The organism is Actinosynnema sp. NPDC037264 (assembly GCF_055603705.1).
On sequence record NZ_JBVJVK010000015.1, the window covers coordinates 163,973 to 181,975 of the forward strand.

General features: G+C 71.3%; 18 protein-coding genes. 12 read left to right on the forward strand and 6 right to left on the reverse strand.

All coding sequences use genetic code 11. From position 1 onward, the window contains the following. Window positions 1-10: 10 nt before the first annotated feature. Window positions 11-1,693, reverse strand: coding sequence for a nitrite/sulfite reductase (locus ACZ7GX_RS19355; RefSeq protein ID WP_498778415.1), 1,683 nt, complete (start codon window positions 1,691-1,693; stop codon window positions 11-13). A gap of 293 nt (window positions 1,694-1,986) precedes the next feature. Between ACZ7GX_RS19355 and hemW the strand changes: the two genes are divergently transcribed. Then, complete coding sequence (gene hemW / locus ACZ7GX_RS19360) at window positions 1,987-3,201, forward strand: radical SAM family heme chaperone HemW (protein WP_498778416.1); 1,215 nt, start codon at window positions 1,987-1,989, stop codon at window positions 3,199-3,201. Window positions 3,202-3,482: 281 nt separating this feature from the next. Here the strand turns inward: hemW and ACZ7GX_RS19365 are convergent, their stop codons facing one another. Both ACZ7GX_RS19365 and ACZ7GX_RS19370 read right to left on the reverse strand, forming a co-directional pair. Beyond that, on the reverse strand, window positions 3,483-4,145 hold the full coding sequence (locus ACZ7GX_RS19365) for a rhomboid family intramembrane serine protease (RefSeq protein WP_498778417.1): 663 nt from the start codon (window positions 4,143-4,145) through the stop codon (window positions 3,483-3,485). Window positions 4,146-4,740: 595 nt separating this feature from the next. Beyond that, entirely contained in the window at window positions 4,741-5,514 is a 774-nt protein-coding gene (locus ACZ7GX_RS19370) for a GNAT family N-acetyltransferase (RefSeq protein WP_498778418.1), read from the reverse strand. Between the two features lie 110 nt (window positions 5,515-5,624). Here ACZ7GX_RS19370 and hrcA point away from each other — a divergent pair, with 110 nt between their 5' ends. The 5 genes from hrcA to ACZ7GX_RS19395 all read left to right on the forward strand — a co-directional run bounded on the left by hrcA (window position 5,625) and on the right by ACZ7GX_RS19395 (window position 9,906). Then, window positions 5,625-6,647 (forward strand): heat-inducible transcriptional repressor HrcA, encoded by a 1,023-nt coding sequence (hrcA, locus tag ACZ7GX_RS19375; RefSeq protein ID WP_498778419.1) that lies wholly within the window; start codon window positions 5,625-5,627, stop codon window positions 6,645-6,647. Window positions 6,648-6,728: 81 nt separating this feature from the next. Then, window positions 6,729-7,874 carry a molecular chaperone DnaJ gene (dnaJ, locus tag ACZ7GX_RS19380; RefSeq protein WP_230572916.1) on the forward strand — a complete coding sequence of 382 codons (1,146 nt, stop codon included), beginning with the start codon at window positions 6,729-6,731 and terminating at the stop codon, window positions 7,872-7,874. Continuing rightward, complete coding sequence (locus ACZ7GX_RS19385; RefSeq protein WP_498778420.1) at window positions 7,871-8,605, forward strand: 16S rRNA (uracil(1498)-N(3))-methyltransferase; 735 nt, start codon at window positions 7,871-7,873, stop codon at window positions 8,603-8,605. The genes dnaJ and ACZ7GX_RS19385 overlap by 4 nt, the downstream gene beginning before the upstream one ends. A gap of 317 nt (window positions 8,606-8,922) precedes the next feature. Then, entirely contained in the window at window positions 8,923-9,483 is a 561-nt protein-coding gene (locus tag ACZ7GX_RS19390) for an alpha/beta hydrolase family protein (protein ID WP_498778421.1), read from the forward strand. 81 nt (window positions 9,484-9,564) lie between these two features. Beyond that, entirely contained in the window at window positions 9,565-9,906 is a 342-nt protein-coding gene (locus ACZ7GX_RS19395; RefSeq protein WP_498778422.1) for a histidine triad nucleotide-binding protein, read from the forward strand. Between the two features lie 11 nt (window positions 9,907-9,917). Here ACZ7GX_RS19395 and ACZ7GX_RS19400 read toward each other — a convergent pair whose 3' ends face one another. Next, window positions 9,918-10,706, reverse strand: a complete 789-nt coding sequence (locus ACZ7GX_RS19400; RefSeq protein WP_498778423.1) for a GNAT family N-acetyltransferase — start codon at window positions 10,704-10,706, stop codon at window positions 9,918-9,920. A 138-nt stretch (window positions 10,707-10,844) separates the two neighbouring features. On the opposite strand from ACZ7GX_RS19400, the gene ACZ7GX_RS19405 reads away from it, so the two are divergent. Genes ACZ7GX_RS19405 through ACZ7GX_RS19420 form a run of 4 tightly spaced genes read left to right on the forward strand, consistent with a single transcriptional unit; the run spans window position 10,845 to window position 14,118 of the window. Continuing rightward, window positions 10,845-11,921: a PhoH family protein gene (locus ACZ7GX_RS19405; RefSeq protein WP_498778424.1), complete on the forward strand. Its 1,077-nt coding sequence runs from the start codon at window positions 10,845-10,847 to the stop codon at window positions 11,919-11,921. Window positions 11,922-11,926: 5 nt separating this feature from the next. After that, window positions 11,927-12,481, forward strand: coding sequence for an rRNA maturation RNase YbeY (ybeY, locus tag ACZ7GX_RS19410; RefSeq protein WP_498778425.1), 555 nt, complete (start codon window positions 11,927-11,929; stop codon window positions 12,479-12,481). Window positions 12,482-12,494: 13 nt separating this feature from the next. Further along, window positions 12,495-13,793 (forward strand): hemolysin family protein, encoded by a 1,299-nt coding sequence (locus ACZ7GX_RS19415; RefSeq protein WP_498778434.1) that lies wholly within the window; start codon window positions 12,495-12,497, stop codon window positions 13,791-13,793. Continuing rightward, the gene (locus tag ACZ7GX_RS19420) at window positions 13,786-14,118 is read left to right on the forward strand and encodes a cytidine deaminase-like protein (protein WP_498778426.1); all 333 of its coding nucleotides are present in this window, start codon (window positions 13,786-13,788) and stop codon (window positions 14,116-14,118) included. Before ACZ7GX_RS19415 ends, ACZ7GX_RS19420 begins: the two co-directional genes overlap by 8 nt. 68 nt (window positions 14,119-14,186) lie before the next feature. Here the strand turns inward: ACZ7GX_RS19420 and ACZ7GX_RS19425 are convergent, their stop codons facing one another. Then, window positions 14,187-14,339 carry a hypothetical protein gene (locus ACZ7GX_RS19425; RefSeq protein ID WP_498778427.1) on the reverse strand — a complete coding sequence of 51 codons (153 nt, stop codon included), beginning with the start codon at window positions 14,337-14,339 and terminating at the stop codon, window positions 14,187-14,189. A 181-nt stretch (window positions 14,340-14,520) separates the two neighbouring features. Here ACZ7GX_RS19425 and ACZ7GX_RS19430 point away from each other — a divergent pair, with 181 nt between their 5' ends. After that, the gene (locus ACZ7GX_RS19430) at window positions 14,521-15,723 is read left to right on the forward strand and encodes a GIY-YIG nuclease family protein (RefSeq protein WP_498778428.1); all 1,203 of its coding nucleotides are present in this window, start codon (window positions 14,521-14,523) and stop codon (window positions 15,721-15,723) included. A gap of 68 nt (window positions 15,724-15,791) precedes the next feature. Here the strand turns inward: ACZ7GX_RS19430 and ACZ7GX_RS19435 are convergent, their stop codons facing one another. After that, on the reverse strand, window positions 15,792-16,643 hold the full coding sequence (locus ACZ7GX_RS19435) for a C39 family peptidase (protein ID WP_498778429.1): 852 nt from the start codon (window positions 16,641-16,643) through the stop codon (window positions 15,792-15,794). 148 nt (window positions 16,644-16,791) lie between these two features. On the opposite strand from ACZ7GX_RS19435, the gene ACZ7GX_RS19440 reads away from it, so the two are divergent. Beyond that, the gene (locus ACZ7GX_RS19440; RefSeq protein ID WP_498778430.1) at window positions 16,792-17,886 is read left to right on the forward strand and encodes a hypothetical protein; all 1,095 of its coding nucleotides are present in this window, start codon (window positions 16,792-16,794) and stop codon (window positions 17,884-17,886) included. Window positions 17,887-18,003: the final 117 nt, after the last annotated feature.

The window sequence follows — 18,003 nt, forward strand, 5'->3', positions numbered from 1 at the left end:
TCGACCGCGCTCACTTGAGATCACCCTCGTCGGCGCGGGCGACCCACTGCGGGAACCGCTCGTCCGGCTCGCGCTTGGCCACGAAGTTGCGCACCACGCGCTCGACGTAGTCCGACAGCTCGGCGGCGGTGACCTTGTGGCCGCGCAGCTTGCGGCCGAACCCGGCGTCCAGGCCGAGCCCGCCGCCCAGGTGCACCTGGAAGCCCTCGACCTGGTTGCCGTCGGCGTCGGTGACGATCTGGCCCTTGAGCCCGATGTCCGCGGTCTGGATCCGGGCGCACGAGTTCGGGCAGCCGTTGATGTGCACGGAGATCGGCTCGGTGACGCCCGCGACGACGTCGGCCAGCCGGGACTCCAGCGCGGACACCAGCTCCACCGCGCGCGCCTTGGTCTCGACGATCGCGAGCTTGCAGAACTCGATGCCGGTGCAGGCCATCACGCCTCGCCGCCACGGCGACGGCTCCGTCTGCAGGCCCAGCTTCGCGAGGTCCGCCTGGAGGTTCTTGACCTCGGCCTCGGGGACGTCCAGCACCACGAGCTTCTGCTGCGGCGTCAGCCGGACCCGGCCCGAACCCGCCCGCTCCACCACCTTGGCCACCTCGACCAGCGTGGAACCGGACACCCGGCCCGCGATCGGGGCCGCGCCGACGTAGAACAGGCCGTCCTTCTGCCGGTGCACGCCGATGTGGTCGCGCGGGTTGGCCGGGTTCTGCGGCGCGGGGCCGTCGATCAGCTTGCGCTCGAGGTACTCGTTCTCGAGGACCTCGCGGAACTTGTCCACGCCCCAGTCGGCGACCAGGAACTTGATCCGCGCGCGGTGCCGCAGCCTGCGGTAGCCGTAGTCGCGGAAGACGCTGATCACGCCCTCCCACACGTCCGGCACCTCGTCGACCGGCACCCACGCGCCCAGCCGCTTGCCGATCATGGGGTTGGTCGACAGTCCGCCGCCGACCCACAGGTCGAAGCCGGGGCCGTGCTCGGGGTGGTCCACGCCGACGAACGCCACGTCGTGGATCTCGTGCGCCACGTCCGGCAGGCCCGAGATCGCCGTCTTGAACTTGCGCGGCAGGTTCGAGAAGCGCGGGTCGCCGATGTAGCGGCGCAGGATCTCGTCGATCGCGGGCGTGCCGTCGACCACCTCGTCCGCGGCGATGCCCGCCACCGGCGAGCCGAGCACCACGCGCGGGCTGTCGCCGCAGGCCTCCATCGTGGTCAGGCCCGCGTCCTCCAGCTTCCGCCAGATCGTCGGGACGTCCTCGATGCGGATCCAGTGGTACTGCACGTTCTGCCGGTCGGTGATGTCGGCCGTGTCCCGCGCGTAGGTCTGGGACAGCTCGCCGATCAGCGCCAGCTGCTGCGTGGTGAGCCGGCCGCCGTCGATGCGGACGCGCAGCATGAAGTACTCGTCGTCCAGCTCCTCCGGCTCCAGCGTCGCGGTGCGACCGCCGTCGATGCCGGGCTTGCGCTGGGTGTAGAGCCCGTACCAGCGGAAACGGCCGCGCAGGTCGGCCGGGTCGATCGAGTCGAAGCCACCGTGGGCGTAGATGTTCTCGATCCGCGACCGGACGTTGAGCGGGTTGTCGTCCTTCTTGCTCCGCTCGTTCGGGTTCAGCGGCTCGCGGTAGCCCAGCGCCCACTGCCCCTCACCTCGGCGCTGCTTGGTGCGCTGAGGCGTCGTCGTCGGGGGGACCATCCTCGTCCTCCGGGGATTCGGGGCGCTGGTGCGCGTGCGAGTCCCAGGACAGCCGTGGTGGGGGTCTCGTCAGCGCACCCGGCGCCGACGGGAACAAAAAGGCAGGCGCGGGTTATGCCGAACGACGGCACATCGCGCTGGAGACACGACGGAAGTCGACGTGGCGGCGGACCACCAGGCGGACTCCGGTCGATGTCATGTGCCTCAGCGTGCCACGCGTCCACCTCGTGGTCCACCGCCATCCGCATCGTGGGACGACGGTCGCGGTGCTGGTAAATGGGACAATGGGGCCCATGCCCTCCGCCCTGCCGATCGGTGATCCCGCACCACCCGACGGCTCACTGCCCACCTCCGCGCTCACCGGTCTGGGTGACCGCCCGTTCGGGGTCTACGTCCACGTCCCGTTCTGCGCGACCCGGTGCGGCTACTGCGACTTCAACACCTACACCGCCGGTGAGCTGGGCACTTCCGCGTCACCGGCGTCCTGGCTGGAAGGGCTGCGGCGCGAGCTGGACCTCGCGGCGACCGTGTTGGGTGTCCCGCCGGCGGTGGACACGGTGTTCGTCGGCGGTGGCACACCGTCGCTGCTCGGCGCCGAAGGGCTGGGCCAGGTGCTCGACGCGGTGCGGTCGTCGTTCGGCCTCGCGCCCGGCGCGGAGGTCACCACGGAGTCCAACCCGGAGTCCACGTCGCCCGAGTTCTTTTCCGCCATCCGTGATGCTGGTTACACCCGCGTCTCGCTCGGGATGCAGTCGGCCGCCCGGCACGTGCTGGCCGTGCTCGACCGCGTGCACACGCCGGGCCGCCCGGTGGCCGCCGCCCGGGAGGCCCGCGCGGCGGGGTTCGAGCACGTGAACCTCGACCTCATCTACGGCACGCCGGGCGAGACCGTCGACGACCTCCGGTCGTCGCTCGACGCCGTCCGGAGCGCGGGCGTGGACCACGTGTCGGCCTACGCGCTGATCGTCGAGGAGGGCACCGCGCTGGCCCGCCGGGTGCGTCGCGGCGAGGTGCCGATGCCCGACGACGACGTGCTCGCGGACAAGTACGAGCTGATCGACGCTGCCATGACCGAGCAGGGCCTGACCTGGTACGAGGTGTCGAACTGGGCCGCGTCGGCGGACGCCGCGTGCCGGCACAACCTGCTCTACTGGCAGGGCGCCGACTGGTGGGGCGCGGGCCCCGGCGCGCACAGCCACGTCGGCGGCGTGCGCTGGTGGAACGTCAAGCACCCGGCGAAGTACGCCGAACTGCTGGCCGCCGGCACCTCACCCGCCGCGGGGCGCGAGGTCCTCGCCGACGACGACCGCCGGGTGGAACGCGTGCTGCTCGAGCTGCGCCTGGCCACCGGCCTCCCGCTGGACGTCCTCGACGCCTCGGGCCAAGCCGAAGCCAAGACCGCCGCCGCCGACGGCCTGCTGGACCCCACCGCCCTCGACCGGGGCCGCTGCGTGCTCACCGACCGGGGCCGGCTGCTCGCCGACGCCGTCGTGCGCCGACTCACGTGATCACCTCATCGAGGGTCGGGCTTGTCGTCACGCGCGGAACCGCGCAGCGTCCGCGATTGCGCATTACCGCGCTCTCGAACGAAGGGCGAGGGAGTGCAGAAAAAGATTTGGGGTAGAAGTCAGAAGTGGCATGTCGGCCATGGCCGATTTCTTCGAGTCACCGCGGCCGCCGCCGGCCGCGAGGTGGCAGCACGTCCCGCTCGTTCCGCCCTCTCCGCACGCCTGGCGGCCGGCGCACAGGTGTCGGACCGGCGACATCGCCATTCTGGCACCTCATCCGGTCATGAGGTGAGGTGACGCCACTTCTTGGCGCGGTCAAGCCAATTGGCCTTGGCTACCAGCCACATGGCAAGCAAACCTGCGGCGGCACCGAACAAATGGGCCTGCCAGGAGACGGACCAACGTGCCTGTCCGGCGATGATCGGGTCGCTCGGGAAGATCAGCCAGAGGGTGCTGCCCCAGTAGAGGAGCAGCGCCACGGCGACACCGAGGTGCAGGACCCCGCCGGTGAAGGTCCCACGGGCCAGCAGGAAGACGAACCAGCCCATCGTCACGCCGGACACCCCGGCGGTGTGCACCCCGTCTGGACTGATGAGCCAGACACCGACGCCGCTGATCAGCCAGATGGTCGCGGTGACCGCGATCCACTGGCGCAGACCGCCGGCCATCGCCAGGAAGCCCAGGACCAGAACGAACGGCGCGTCCGCGTGCAGGTGCCACCAGCCGAGGTGCAGGAGCGGCGCCAGCAGGATGCCGTCCAGCCCGGACACGGACCTCGGCACGATGCCGAACATCCGGTCGAGATCGGCCGGGAGGACCGCGTCGATGGCTTCGACCAGATACAGCAGTGCGGTGAACCCGCCGACCACGAACACCGCCCGCCACGGGTTCGGTGGCCAGACGCGCTTATCGGTACTCGTGGGCTTGACGATCGGGCCGGTCACCCCTCGAGCGTACGCGTCACCCAACGACAGGGACACGGAAAATCCCCCATTTCCGCGCGGGACGGAATCCGTTCCGCCGTTACGGGCGACCGAAGGGGTTTCATCGACCGGCTATATTCCGGACATTCTCGGATCATCGACGGTTGCGCAATGTGCAAAGAGACCTGTCGCGCCGGCGGCCTGCCTGGTGGATTGGTTACGCGGTTCGGGGTGGAACCTGCCCGGCCGGCCGCCGCAATGGACTCGCCCGCAAGGGTGAAGTGCGGGCTGATCAGCCGACACCATGCTTCGTCGCGCAGACCCGGCCCCCGAACGGTCCGACACCGACCCTTGGCCCAGGCGCCGGCGCCGGAGATCAAAGGGGCGGATCGCCGGCCAGGGTGTGCCCCCACTTCCTGGGCGGTGACTGCGTCCGACTCCCGGTGCCCGGTCGGTCCCGCAACGGCATCCGGGAGGGCCACTCCCGTGTCGACCACGACAACGCGGACCGAGGAACTCACAGCGGCACTCGAGTACGCAGCGTCGAGGTGGCCGGTCGTGCCTGGCGCCATCCGGTGTGACGGACGCTTCACCGACCCGGTGGGCGAACGACCGGTCACCCGTCCTTGCTCGCGGCGGATCGGGGAAGCGACGACCGACCCAAGGTGACCGACGCCGAGTGGCCGATCGTGCGGTAGCCCAGCGGTCCGTAGAGGCGGTCCACCTTCGCGTCCGGCTCGGTCTCCAGGAACGGCGTGCAGCCCGAGTCGAACACCCGCGCGGTGAGGTCGGCGCAGACCGCGGACGCGATCCCACGCCCCCGGAACGCCCCCGGCACCGCGATCCCGGCCACCTGCGACAGCCCGTGCCGCGGCGCCGTGCACGCGCCCGCGCCCACCGGTTCGCCGTCCAGCCGGGCCAGCACGATCACCCCGTCGTCGCGCAGCAGCGACCGCTGCCGCGCCACGTCCTCCGCGCCGACCACCCCACCGACGCCGAACGCCGTGTTCTGCACCACCGACACCGCGAACAGGTCGTCGTCCGAGGTCACCGCCTCGACCGTCAGCCCGGCGGGCAACGGCGGCGCGACCAGCTCGTCGACCGCCATCACCGGCAACAGCTGGTCGACGGTGAACCCGGCCGCCTCCAGCGCCGCGTCCACCACCGGCGACGGCCGCAGGTACTCCAGCCTCGGCGTGCGCGACCGTGACCGGAACGCCGCCACCAGCGCGTCCACGTCACCCCGCGTCGGCGCCGCGCCCTCGTCGGGCACGGCGTAGTTCATGAACAGGTTGTCGCTGTGCGCGTCGAACCGGACGAGGAACGGCCCGACGCGCTCGGCGTCGGCCCTGATCGCGTCGCGCAGGGCGGCCTGGATGCGGGTGAGCACACCCGAAGCTACCGACCGCGCCGAAGCCCGGCGAGCGGGTTTTCCGATCCGGGCGCGAACCTCCGTAAACTCAAGGTGAAGGACCTTGTCCGTCCCTGGAGGTGACGCGCGTGAACGCCGATGAGCGCCGGTTCGAAGTCTTGCGCGCGATCGTCGCCGACTACGTGTCCAACCAGGAGCCGGTCGGCTCGAAAGCCCTGGTCGAACGGCACAACCTGGGTGTGTCGAGCGCGACCGTGCGCAACGACATGGCGACGCTGGAAGAGGACGGCTACATCACCCAGCCGCACACCAGCGCCGGCCGCGTGCCGACCGACAAGGGCTACCGCCTGTTCGTGGACCGGCTCAGCGAGGTCAAGCCGCTGTCCACGCCCGAGCGCCGGGCCATCCAGAACTTCCTCGAAGGCGCCTACGACCTGGACGACGTGCTGCGCCGCAGCGTCCGGCTGCTGGCCCAGCTGACCCGCCAGGTCGCCGTCATCCAGTACCCGACGCTGAGCCGCTCCACCGTCCGGCACATCGAGGTGCTCGCCATCACACCGGCGCGCCTGATGCTGGTGCTGATCACCGACACCGGCCGCGTCGACCAGCGCTCGGTCGACCTCGGCGACGTCGTCACCGAGGACAACGTCGCCCGCATCCGGTCCATGCTCAACGGCGCCATGGTCGGCAAGCGCCTGTCCGACGCCTCCGCCGAGGTCGCGAAGCTGCCCGACGAGGTGCCCGGCGACCTGCGCGACATCGTGCTGCGGGTGAGCACGGTGCTCATCGAGTCGCTGGTGGAGCACCCCGAGGAACGCCTGGTCCTGGGTGGCACGGCGAACCTCACCCGCAACGTGGCAGACTTCCCCGGTTCGCTGCGCCAGGTGCTCGAGGCGCTGGAGGAGCAGGTCGTGGTGCTCAAGCTGCTCGCCGCGGCCCGCGACCCGGGCCGCATCCTGGTGCACATCGGCGAGGAGAACGAAGCGGCCGAGATGCGCAGCACCTCGGTCGTGTCCATCGGCTACGGCAGCCGGGACAACCTGCTCGGCGGCATGGGAGTGGTGGGGCCCACCCGCATGGACTACCCCGGCACGATGGCGGCGGTGCGAGCGGTCGCCAACTACGTGGGGGAGATCTTGACCGGACGGTGACGGCGGGGAACACCGCGGTCCCGAAGGACGTTTCGCAAGCGAGCGGACGCGTGTCGCAGCGCGTTCGCAGGAGGAAACACGGTGGCGAGGGACTACTACGGCACGCTCGGGGTCTCCAAGAACGCGACTCCCGACGAGATCAAGCGCGCCTACCGCAAGCTCGCGCGGCAGCTGCACCCCGACGTCAACCCCAACGAGGAAGCGCGCTTCAAGGAGGTGACCGCCGCCTACGAGGTCCTCTCGGACCCGAAGAAGCGGCAGGTCGTCGACCTCGGCGGCGACCCGTTGGAGTCGGGCGGCGGTGGCGGCATGCGCGACCCGTTCGCGGGGTTCGGTCTCGGCGACATCATGGACGCGTTCTTCGGCGCGGGTGGCGGTGGCGGACGTGGTCCGCGCAGCCGGGTGCAGCCCGGCTCGGACGCGCTGATCCGGCTGTCGATGACGCTGGAGGAGTGCGCGGCGGGGGCTTCGCGCGAGCTGACCGTCGACACGGCGATCCTGTGCGACCGGTGCGTCGGCAGCGGCTGCGCGGACGGCTCGTCCCCGGTGCGCTGCGACACGTGCGGCGGGCGGGGCGAGGTGCAGTCGGTGCAGCGCTCGTTCCTCGGCCAGGTCGTCACGGCGCGGCCGTGCCCGGTGTGCCGCGGCCTCGGCGAGGTCATCCCCGACCCGTGCCAGCAGTGCGCGGGCGAGGGCCGGGTGCGCTCGCGGCGCACCATCTCGGTGCAGATCCCGGCCGGCGTGGCCGAGGGCATGCGGGTGCGGCTCGCGGGCCAGGGCGAAGTCGGCCCCGGCGGTGGACCGGCCGGTGACCTGTACGTCGAGGTCGAGGAGGTGCCGCACGAGGTCTTCGAGCGCGACGGCGCCAACCTGCACTGCTCCGTGCGCATCCCGATGACGACGGCGGCCCTCGGCGCGGTGCTGCCGTTGCAGACGCTGGACGGCGAGGAGGAGCTGGAGATCGAGCCCGGCACCCAGCCGAACACCGAGCTGGTGCTCACCGGGCGCGGCATGCCCCGGCTGCGGTCCAGCGGCCGCATCGACGGCCGCGGCGACCTGCACGTGCACCTCGAAGTCGTCACGCCGACGAAGCTGGACGCCCGGCAGGCCGAACTGCTGCGCGAGCTCGCCGTGTCGCGCGGTGAGGACGAGCCGACGCTCGCGCACAACGGCAAGGGCGGCGGCGGGCTCTTCTCGCGGCTGCGGTCCGGCCGCAACCACCGGTGACGCTGCCGGTCTTCCTGGTCGCCGCGCTGCCGCCCGGTGACGAGGCCGTCCTGGACGGCCCCGAGGGGCGGCACGCGGCCACCGTGCGCCGGTTGCGCGCGGGGGAGGAGCTGGTGCTCTCCGACGGCACGGGCGACCAGGTGCGGTGCGTGGTGTCGGAGGCGTTCAAGGACTCCCTGCGGCTGCGCGTCGTCGAACGGTGGACCGTGCCGGAGCCGTCCGTGCGGGTCGTGGTGGCGCAGGCGCTGGTGAAGGGCGACCGGGGCGAGCTGGCCGTCGAGCTGGCCACCGAGGCCGGGGTGGACGGCGTCGTGCCGTGGCGTGCCTCGCGCTGCGTGACGAAGTGGGAGGACGGCCCGCGCGGCGCGAAGGCCCTCGAACGCTGGCGCAGCACCGCGCGTGAGGCGGCCAAGCAGGCACGCCGGGCGCGCGTGCCGTCGGTCGCGGAACCCGTTTCCACCGCCGGGCTGGCGCGGTTGGCGTCGGTGTCGGCGGTCACTTTGGTTTTGCACGAATCCGCTTCGGTCGGCATCGGATCGGTTCAGCTGCCCGCGTCGGGTGATGTGCTGCTCGTCGTCGGACCGGAAGGTGGCATCACCGACGAGGAATTGTCCACGTTGACCGGTGCGGGCGCGCACGTAGTGCGACTGGGACCTACCGTTCTGCGAGCGTCGACGGCGGCGGCGGTCGCTTTGGGTGCGCTGGGTGTGCTGACCGATCGCTGGCGGTAATTGGTGTTGCCCTCTCCTGGCGAACGCCTGACATAGGGGTTACGCTCATGGCAGAGGGGTTCCATTGGGCTAACCAGGGTCACCCCTCGACCAGACTCGCCGGACACCTCCCCCCTCGGTCCGGCGCCGCCGCGTCGCGGTGGGACGACCCCCAGGTCCCACCGCGACGCGGCCTCTTTTTTGCGTCCAAGGGGTTTCGATTGCGCATCGTCTACGGGCCGCACCCGAGCCAGTTCGGCGAGTTTTCCGCGCCGTCCGGTGAATCTTTTCCGGTCATCGTGGTAATCCATGGTGGTTTCTGGCATCAGCGCTACGGATTGGAACTCGGCCGACCTCTGGCCGCTGACCTGGTCATTCACGGCGCGGCCGCGTACAACGTGGAGTACCGGCGGGTAACCGGGGGTGGCGGTTGGCCCGCCACCGGCGACGACGTGCTCGCCGCGATCGACGCCCTCGACCCGGCGCTCGGCCCGGTGGTCACGCTGGGTCACTCCGCGGGCGGGCACCTGGCGGTGTGGGCCGCCGCCCGCCACCCCCGCGTCGTGGGCGCCGTGGCGCAGGCGGGCGTCCTCGACTTCCTCCAGCACCCGGAGATCACCCGCCGTGCCGCCGAACTGCTGGGCGGCACACCGGCCGAGGTGCCCGCGCTCTACGCCGACGCCTCGCCGGCGGCGCAGCTGCCGATCCCCAAGCCCATGGTGCTGGTCCACGGCGAGGACGACGAGGACGTGCCGTTCGCCCAGAGCGAGGCCTTCGCCCGCGCCTCGGGCGCCGAGCTGATCGCCCTGCCCGCCACCGACCACATGTCCCTGATCACCCCCGGCACCCCGGCCTGGACCGCCTGCCGCACCGCCGCCCTCCGCCTGACCCGGACGTAGAACCCAGGGGCCCCGCGTGTTCCGACCCCGAGTTGAACGCCCAGGGCGCGTGACCGGCCCGGGTCGGTAGCCTGCGGAGCCATGTCCGACTGCCTGTTCTGCCGCATCGTCGCCCGCGAGATCCCGGCGACCGTGGTGCACGAGACCGACACCACGCTGGCGTTCCGCGACATCGCACCCCAAGCCCCGACGCACGTCGTGCTGGTGCCGAAGACGCACGCCGCGGACGCCGTGGCCCTGGCCGCCGCCGCGCCCACCGTGCTGGACGACCTGTTCCTGGCAGCCGGCGAGGTGGCGAAGGCCGAGGGCGTCGCCGACAGCGGCTACCGGCTGCTGTTCAACACCGGCGCGGACGCGGGCCAGACCGTCTTCCACGCCCACCTGCACGTCCTCGGCGGACGGCGGCTCGGCCCGCTCGCCTGAGCCCGAGGGCTCTAACCCAGGGCCTGCATCACCGGCGCGTACAGGCGCGCGCGGTCACCGCTGAACGCACCGCGCACCATCAGGTCCGCGGTGAACCGCGGCACCACCCCGTGCGACTCCAGCCACGCGCCCAACGCGCGATCCCGCACGTCCACCCGCACCGTCGCGCCCACCGCGACGTCCGCGACCAACTCCGCCGCACGCGCCGCCGACGGCGCCACGACCGGACCCACCATCGTCAACGGCCCGTTGCGCCACGTCGCCACGAACCCGTCCTCGGCCACCCTGACCTGCGACGCGAACCCGAACAGCTCGTGCCACATCGCCGACCGGTCGGCGCCGAACACCTCGGCGTCGACCGCCGCCAGCTTCGCCCGGTCCGCCTCCTCGGCCGGCCGCGACGTGCCCGAGGCCGCGCCGCCGAACGCGCCCACGTGCGCGGTCACCAGGCCCACCGACCGGAACCCCAGCTTCTCGTACAGCGGCTTGCCGTACGAAGTCGCGTGCAACGACACCACCGGCGTGCCCGCGAACTCCAGCGCGTGCTCCACCACCCTCCGCCCGAGCCCGCGACCGCCGTGGCTCGACGCCACCAGCACCATGCTGACCGCCGCGTGCTCGTCGCCGAACCGGGTGACGACGGCGGTGCCGACCAGCTCATCACCGTCGAACAGCCCGAACCCGGTGCCGACCCGCAGCAGGAACGCCCACTTCTCCGGCTCCTCCGACCACCCCCGGTCCGACGCGAGGCGGACGCAGGCGGGCAGGTCGTCGGGGGTGAGCACGCGCAACTCCGTCACATCACCGAGTACACCCGCCGTGTCCAACCCGTTTCTTACTCCGGTGCGGAGTGTCGGTGGTGGCGGCTAGCATCGGAAGCGGTAGGTCGAGTTCATTCGAGCACGGCGCGAACGCGCAGGAAGAGGGCCCGAGGCCACGTGGCCGGTACCGACGACAACACGCCGCAGGCAGCCCCGACCGCGGCCGACGCCCAATCCAAGTTCGCCGTGCCCGACGGCGCGGTGCTCGCCCTGCTCGGGTCGCGTGACGAGAACCTCCGGCTCGCCGAGGAACTGCTGGTCGCCGACGTGCACGTGCGCGGCAACGAGATCACGCTCTCCGGCCAGCCCGCGGACGTGGCGTTCGCCGAACGCGTGTTCGCCGAGCTGGTCACGCTCGCCAGCCGCGGTCAGCAGGTCGGCCAGGACACGGTCCGCCGCACGGTCGCGATGCTGTCCGCCGGCACCGCCGAGTCACCGGCGGAGGTGCTGAGCCTCGACATCATCTCCCGGCGTGGCCGCACCATCCGGCCCAAGACGCTGAACCAGAAGCACTACGTGGACGCGATCGACCAGAACACCGTGGTGTTCGGCATCGGTCCCGCCGGCACGGGCAAGACCTACCTGGCCATGGCCAAGGCCGTGCAGGCGCTGCAGGCCAAGCAGGTCAACCGGATCATCCTGACCCGCCCGGCGGTCGAGGCGGGCGAGCGGCTGGGCTACCTGCCGGGCACGCTGTACGAGAAGATCGACCCGTACCTGCGCCCCCTGTACGACGCGCTGCACGACATGGTCGACCCGGAGTCGATCCCCCGCCTGACCCAGGCGGGCACGATCGAGGTCGCCCCACTGGCCTACATGCGCGGAAGAACGCTTAATGATGCGTTCATCATCTTGGACGAGGCGCAGAACACCACGCCCGAGCAGATGAAGATGTTCCTCACCCGATTGGGTTTCGGTTCGAAGATCGTGGTGACCGGTGACATCACGCAGATCGACCTGCCCGGCGGGCAGCGCAGCGGCCTGAAGGTCGTCAAGGACATCCTCGAAGGCGTGGACGACGTCCACTTCTCCGTCCTGACCAGCAACGACGTGGTCCGCCACCGGCTGGTCGCGGACATCGTGGACGCCTACGAGAAGTGGCAGGTCGAGCAGGACGAGGGCGACGCGGCCAACGGGCACCAGCACCACGCCGGACCCGGTGCGCGGTCGCGCGGGCAACGCCGGGGACGATAGGCGCCGTGAGCATCGAGATCGCGAACGAGTCGGGCGTGAGCGTGGACGAGTCGTCCATCGTCGCCGCCGCCCGGTTCGCCCTGGACCGAATGGGCGTCAGCCCGTTGGCCGAGCTGTCCGTCCTGCTGGTCGAGCTGGACGTGATGGCGGACCTGCACCAGCGCTGGATGGACCTGCCCGGCCCGACGGACGTGATGGCGTTCCCGATGGACGAGCTGGACTCCGCCCGCCGACCGGACGCGGCGGGCCTCGGTCCGGCCCTGCTCGGCGACATCGTGCTGTGCCCGGACTTCGCCAAGGACCAGGCCAAGAAGGCGGGCCACAGCCTGCTGGACGAGCTGCACCTGCTGACCGTGCACGGTGTGCTGCACCTGCTCGGTTACGACCACGCGGAACCGGCCGAGGAGCGGGAGATGTTCACGTTGCAGAACCGCATCCTGGGCGACTTCCGCACGGCCGCGGCCGAGGCCGAGCGCAAGTCGGCGCAGCGCGAGGCCGACTCGAAGCTCCTCGGGGCGGTCGGCCTGGAGGACGCGGACCGGCCCGAGCCGACAGCCTGAGGCGGCCGAGGTGATAGGCAGTTCCGCCGGCTTGCTGGTGCTGGCCGTGGTGTTGGTGTTGTCGGCGGGCGCGTTCGCGGGCGTCGACGCGGCGCTGGGCACGGTGTCGCGGGCACGCGTCGAGGCGTTGCAGCGGCAGGGCCGGGCGGGCACGAGGCACTTGATCCAGCTGCTGGCCGACCGGCCGCGGCACGTGAACCTGCTGCTGTTGCTGCGCCTGGGCTGCGAGCTGGCGGCGACGGTGCTGGTGACCGTGGTGTGCCTCGGGCTCATCGCCACCGACTGGGTGGCCATGCTGGTCGCCGGACTGAGCATGCTCGTGGTGTCGTACGTGCTGGTCGGCGTGGGTCCGCGGACGCTCGGCAGGCAGCACCCGTACGCGGTGAGCCTGCTCGCGGCGGGCCCGATCCGGGTGCTCGGCCGCGTGCTGGGGCCGTTGAGCAAGCTGCTGATCCTGGTCGGCAACGCGATCACGCCGGGCAAGGGCTTCCGCGAGGGCCCGTTCTCCTCCGAGGTCGAGCTGCGCGAGCTGGTGGACATGGCGCAGGAGCGCGGCGTCGTGGACGAGGGCGAGCGGGAGATGATCCACTCGGTCTTCGAGCTGGGTGACACGATCGCGCGCGAGGTGATGGTGCCGCGCACCGAGATCGTGTGGATCGAGCAGGCCAAGTCGATCCGCCAGGCGCTGGCCCTGTCGCTGCGCACCGGGTACACGCGGGTGCCGGTGATCGGGGAGAGCGTGGACGACATCGTCGGTGTGGTGAACCTCAAGGACCTGGTGCGGCTGACGCTGGCCGAGGAGCCCAACGGCACGTCGGTGGCGGACGTGATGAAGCCGGCGTCGTTCATCCCGGACTCGAAGCCGATCGCGGACCTGCTGCGGGAGATGCAGCTGTCGCGCAACCACCTGGCGGTCGTGGTGGACGAGTACGGCGGCACGGCCGGCCTGCTCACCATCGAGGACATCCTGGAGGAGATCGTCGGCGAGATCACCGACGAGTCCGACACCGACGACCGGCCGCCGGTGGAGCACCTGACCGACGGTTCGGTGCGGGTCAGCGCGCGGTTGCCGGTGGACGACCTGGACGCGTTGTTCGGCACGGAGTTGGACGACCACGAGGTGGAGACGGTCGGCGGCCTGCTGGCGCAGCGCCTGGGCCGCGTGCCGCTGCCGGGCACGGAAGCGGAGATCGCGGGCCTGCGGATGCGGGCCGAGGGCGGCAAGGACGAACGCGGGCGGATGCGCATCACGACGGTGCTCGTGCGCCCGGTGCACAACGGCGACGACAGCGAGGGGACCACCGGTGAGTGAGCTCGACCCCGAGGACCAGAAGATCGTGACGCTGGCGCGCTCGGCGCGGGCCCGCACGGGTGCGGCGGAGGGCGCGGCGGTGCGTGACACGGACGGCCGGACCTACGCGGCCACCACGGTCGCGTTGCCGTCGCTCAAGCTCACCGCCCTCCAGGCGGCGGTCGCGGCGGCGGTGTCGAGCGGCGCCGAGGGCTTGGAAGCGGCAGCCGTCGTCACCGCCTCGGAGTCCGTGGACGCGGACTCCGTCTCGGCCGTGCGCGACCTGACCGCCGGCGCGCCGGTGCTGCGCGCCGACGCGTCCGGCGCCGTGCAGGAGACCGTGTAGGGGCACCCGCACCACGGTCCGCCCTCGTTGGCCAGCCGGGCCCGGTGGCGGGCCAGAGCTGATCGGAGTCATCGGCGACGCCTGCGCAGCAGCAGGTCGAGCACGCGGTACGCGTCCTTCCTGCGTGCGGCCTGCCGCGACCAGACAGCCGGGTACACGACGCCGAGAAGTACGAGGAGCGAAACCAGTCCAGCTGACAGGACGATGTCGACCACGGACACCCGCGTCCCCTTTCACGTTGAGCCCACCCGCTCGGTGCGCTGGTAGTTCCAGCTTCGGGGCTCTCGGGAGCAGGTAGACGAACGGTGACGGAGTTGGTCATCATGTGACGGCCGAGTGGAGCCGGCGGACCGCCGGTTGACGCGCGTTGACAGCTGTTGACAGTTCTTGCCGTGTTGAGGTGTGATGCCGCCCTTCGCTCGACCGGATCCTCTTCCACCGCACCTGCGTGAGTTGAACGAAGCGCTGCACGAGCTGCACCGCCTGGCGGGGAGGCCGAGTGCCCGCCGGGTGGCGGGACATATCAACGCGGGCGCCTTCCGCACCACGGCCACCCACGAATGGGTTCGCCGGGCGTTCGCGAAACCGCTGCTGCCGAACTGGGACCTCCTCGAAGCCCTGGTGACCGTATTGTCGCCGCCGGCTGGGTTGGACACCGCCCTGCAGGTCGAGCGCTTCCGGGTGCTGAGGTTGGCCGCCGAACGGTTGGCCGATGCGCCTGCACCCGACCGCGGGGGTTCGGCAGGAGCACGTGCGCCCCGGACAGCGGGAACGGGCAGAGAGAGCCCGGTGATGGCCTACCCGAGGAGCGCGGACCCCGTGCGCGCACGGCCACCTCTGACTTCGAGCAGCGACGGCGGGGACTTCGCCTTCAGCTTCACCGCGGCGTTCACCCAGCAACTCGGGGCAAGGCTCGCCGAGTCGTCACCTCAACCGCTGGACGAAGGGAACCTCGACCGCCTCCAACCGCGTCCCGGCATCTACGAGCTGTTCCACAGGGGGCAGTTGGTCTACATCGGGAAGGCCGAGCGCACCTTGCCGGCCAACCTCGGTCGGGCGCTCAGGAAGATCTCCGGGCGCCGCGGCTTGGACCCGCGGGACGTCTCGTTCACGCACCTGTACGTGAGCGAGGACTTGACCGCCATCGCTCCCGAAGCGCTGCTGATGAAACGACAGCACGTAGTTCCCCCGTGGAATCGCAACGGGTTCGGCAACAGCGATCCAGGCCGGGGCCGGGATGCCTCACCGGTCGCCGAGGGCCACTTCGACATGCAACATCCCGTGGACCTGTACCTCCCGGTGCGCGAGTTGACCGGTGAGCGCTCGATCAGGGAAGCGGCAGCGGTGCTGAAGCAGTCCTTGCCCTACTCGTTCAGGTACCACGGCGCGATGAAGGACGAGGAGGCGGTCGTGCTGGACTTCGGGGGGATTCCGCCGACAGTGGACTCGGCGTTGGCGCTTCTGGTCAAAGGGCTCGGTGTCGGTTGGCAGGCCACCGCGTTGCCCGGCCACGTGATCGCTTACCAAGAGGACAGGCACTACCCGTCCGCCTTGCGGACCTATCGGAATTCGGTGGTTCAGGGGTTCGTGGTGCACGACCGTTGATGGCGGCGGTGTCCGAAGAGCCGCTCCCGACCGGCCGCCTTGGCAGCTGCCGGTCGGGAAGAGGGCTCTCAGAGCAGCACGCCCGCGCGGCCGAGGTCGTGGTTGAAGTAGGCCGAGAGGGTCGAGGCGGACGCCCGGTAGACGATCGCCTGGGACGCCGGGTCGAGGACCAGGTAGTCCCCGTCGTAGGCGGCGACGGTGAGGAAGTGCGGGACGTTGCGGCCTGACCAGGGCAGGCTGACCATGTTGCCCGCCATGATCGCCGGGCGGCCGTTGCGGACGTGGGTGAGCACCCGGTTCAGGTCGTTGAAGACGACCGTCGCGTACACGCCGTTGGCCGCGAGCGCGCGTTTGACGTCGGACTCGTTCGTGCCGAACTTGTTCGGGTCGTTCCACGTCGGGTCGTAGCCCATGTCGGACCGCGCGCGGTTGATCGCGTCGACCGGGCGGCTCGCGTTCCACGACCTGGGCGTCACGCCCGCCGCGAGCAGGGCGGACACCACGCTGGCCGGTCCGCAGTCCTCGCCCTGGTTGGGTTGACCGTGGAACTGCGACACCGGCACCAGCCGCCCGGTCTGCGTGCCGCAGTCCGGCACACCGGGGATGCGGTAGTCGTAGCCGGTGGCCAGGTAGGCGTCGGCCAGGTAGCCGCGCAACGCGGGCACGTAGTCCCACAGGTCGCTGGTGAACCCACGCGTGTTGGTCACCGACTGGCCGCGCACCTGGCACGAGATGTCGACCCGCTGCCCGTCCCACACCAGGCCGAGCGACGAACTGGCCGAGGTCGGCGCGGACCGCACGTTCAGCCCGTCGCCGTCGGTGTTGCCGACGGTGGCGGTCGCCGCCGACGCCACGCCGGCGCCGCCGACCAGGGTCGATGCCACCAACACGGGTAAGAGCAGGGCGCGGAGCAGTGTCACGGGAGCCTCCAGACGGTTACCGGGCGGTCACCCGGGGTGTGAGCCGACCGTGCCGCCCGGGGTTCCGGGCCGGAAGGGGGCGACTTCGTGGTCGCGCAGCGGCTAGGCTCGCGATCATGACCGAGAGAATCGAGTCCTCCGCCCGCCGATGAGCGGGACGACCGGGGCGGGACCCCGGATCAGCCTGTACGAGCACGCCGTGCGGTTGCACGAGCAGCACCCCGACCGACCGCTGCCGAACGAGGGCCGACCGTTCCCCCGCGAGCCGCGCGCGAAGCGCCACTCCGGGCAGGGCGGTCGACGCCGGGTCGGGGCGGACGTCGCCAAGGCCCTGGACCGCCACTTCGCCGGTGACGACCCACCGCAGGCCCTCGCCGAAGCCGTCCGCGACCTCGACGTGCCGATCTTCCGCAACGACCGCATGACCGCCGCGGCGCGCCGGGCCGATCGGGAGCGCGTGCGGGAGACCGGCCGGTGGCTGGTCCGGCACGGCCCGGACCAGCCCGCCGTGGCGTTGGGCCTGGCGCTGCTGGCCACCGGCCGGGACGAGGACGACATCCCGCTGATCCGCACGATCGGCCTGCTGTCGAACTCGTTCGGGTGGTTGGCCGCCGACGCGCTGAAACGTCGGCGCGGCGGCGCGGAGGCCCTGGTGTGGTTGGGCGACCGGGTCGCCGGTTGGGGCCGCGTGTACGTGGTGGAGGCGTTGTGCCTGGTCGGCGGCACGGAGGAACGGGACTGGCTGCTGCGCCGGTCGTGCGACGGCGACTTCCTCAACTCCTACTTCGCGGCACGGGTGGCGACGGCCGCCCACCTGCACGAGGCCATCACCACCTGGTCGGATGACGATTTCGTGGACCACACCGGACTCCTGCTGGCCAGGATGGCGGGCGCGCAGGGCATGGGCGGGACCTTGGACCACTACCCGCACGCGCACGCCGTGCTGGACGCGTACGCCGACCACCTGGGTCGGCAGGCGCCCAGCGCGGGCCGGTACACCCGGGCCGCTGTCATCGCCCACCACCTGCGGGCTTCGGAGATCGGCACGGCCGAGCGGCGGGCACGGTCGGTCGACCGCTACCGGGCCGTGCTCGACCGGGACGAGTGGTGCGCGGTGGTCCGGGCGTTCGTCGACGACCCGGACCAGGACGACGACCTGCAGTGGTTCGAGGAGGCGTTCGCGGCCCCGTTGGGGTTGCGCGCGTTCGCGACCGGGGGCGCAGAGTCCCCGGCCCGCCCGTGAGCGCGACGACCGAAAGGACTGACGAGTCTTAATGACCCGTGTCAAGTGGCTGTGGGCGCTGGTGTGGCGGAACTTGTCGTTGTGAACGGCCGGTTGTCGCGCAACAGTGCCCACAGC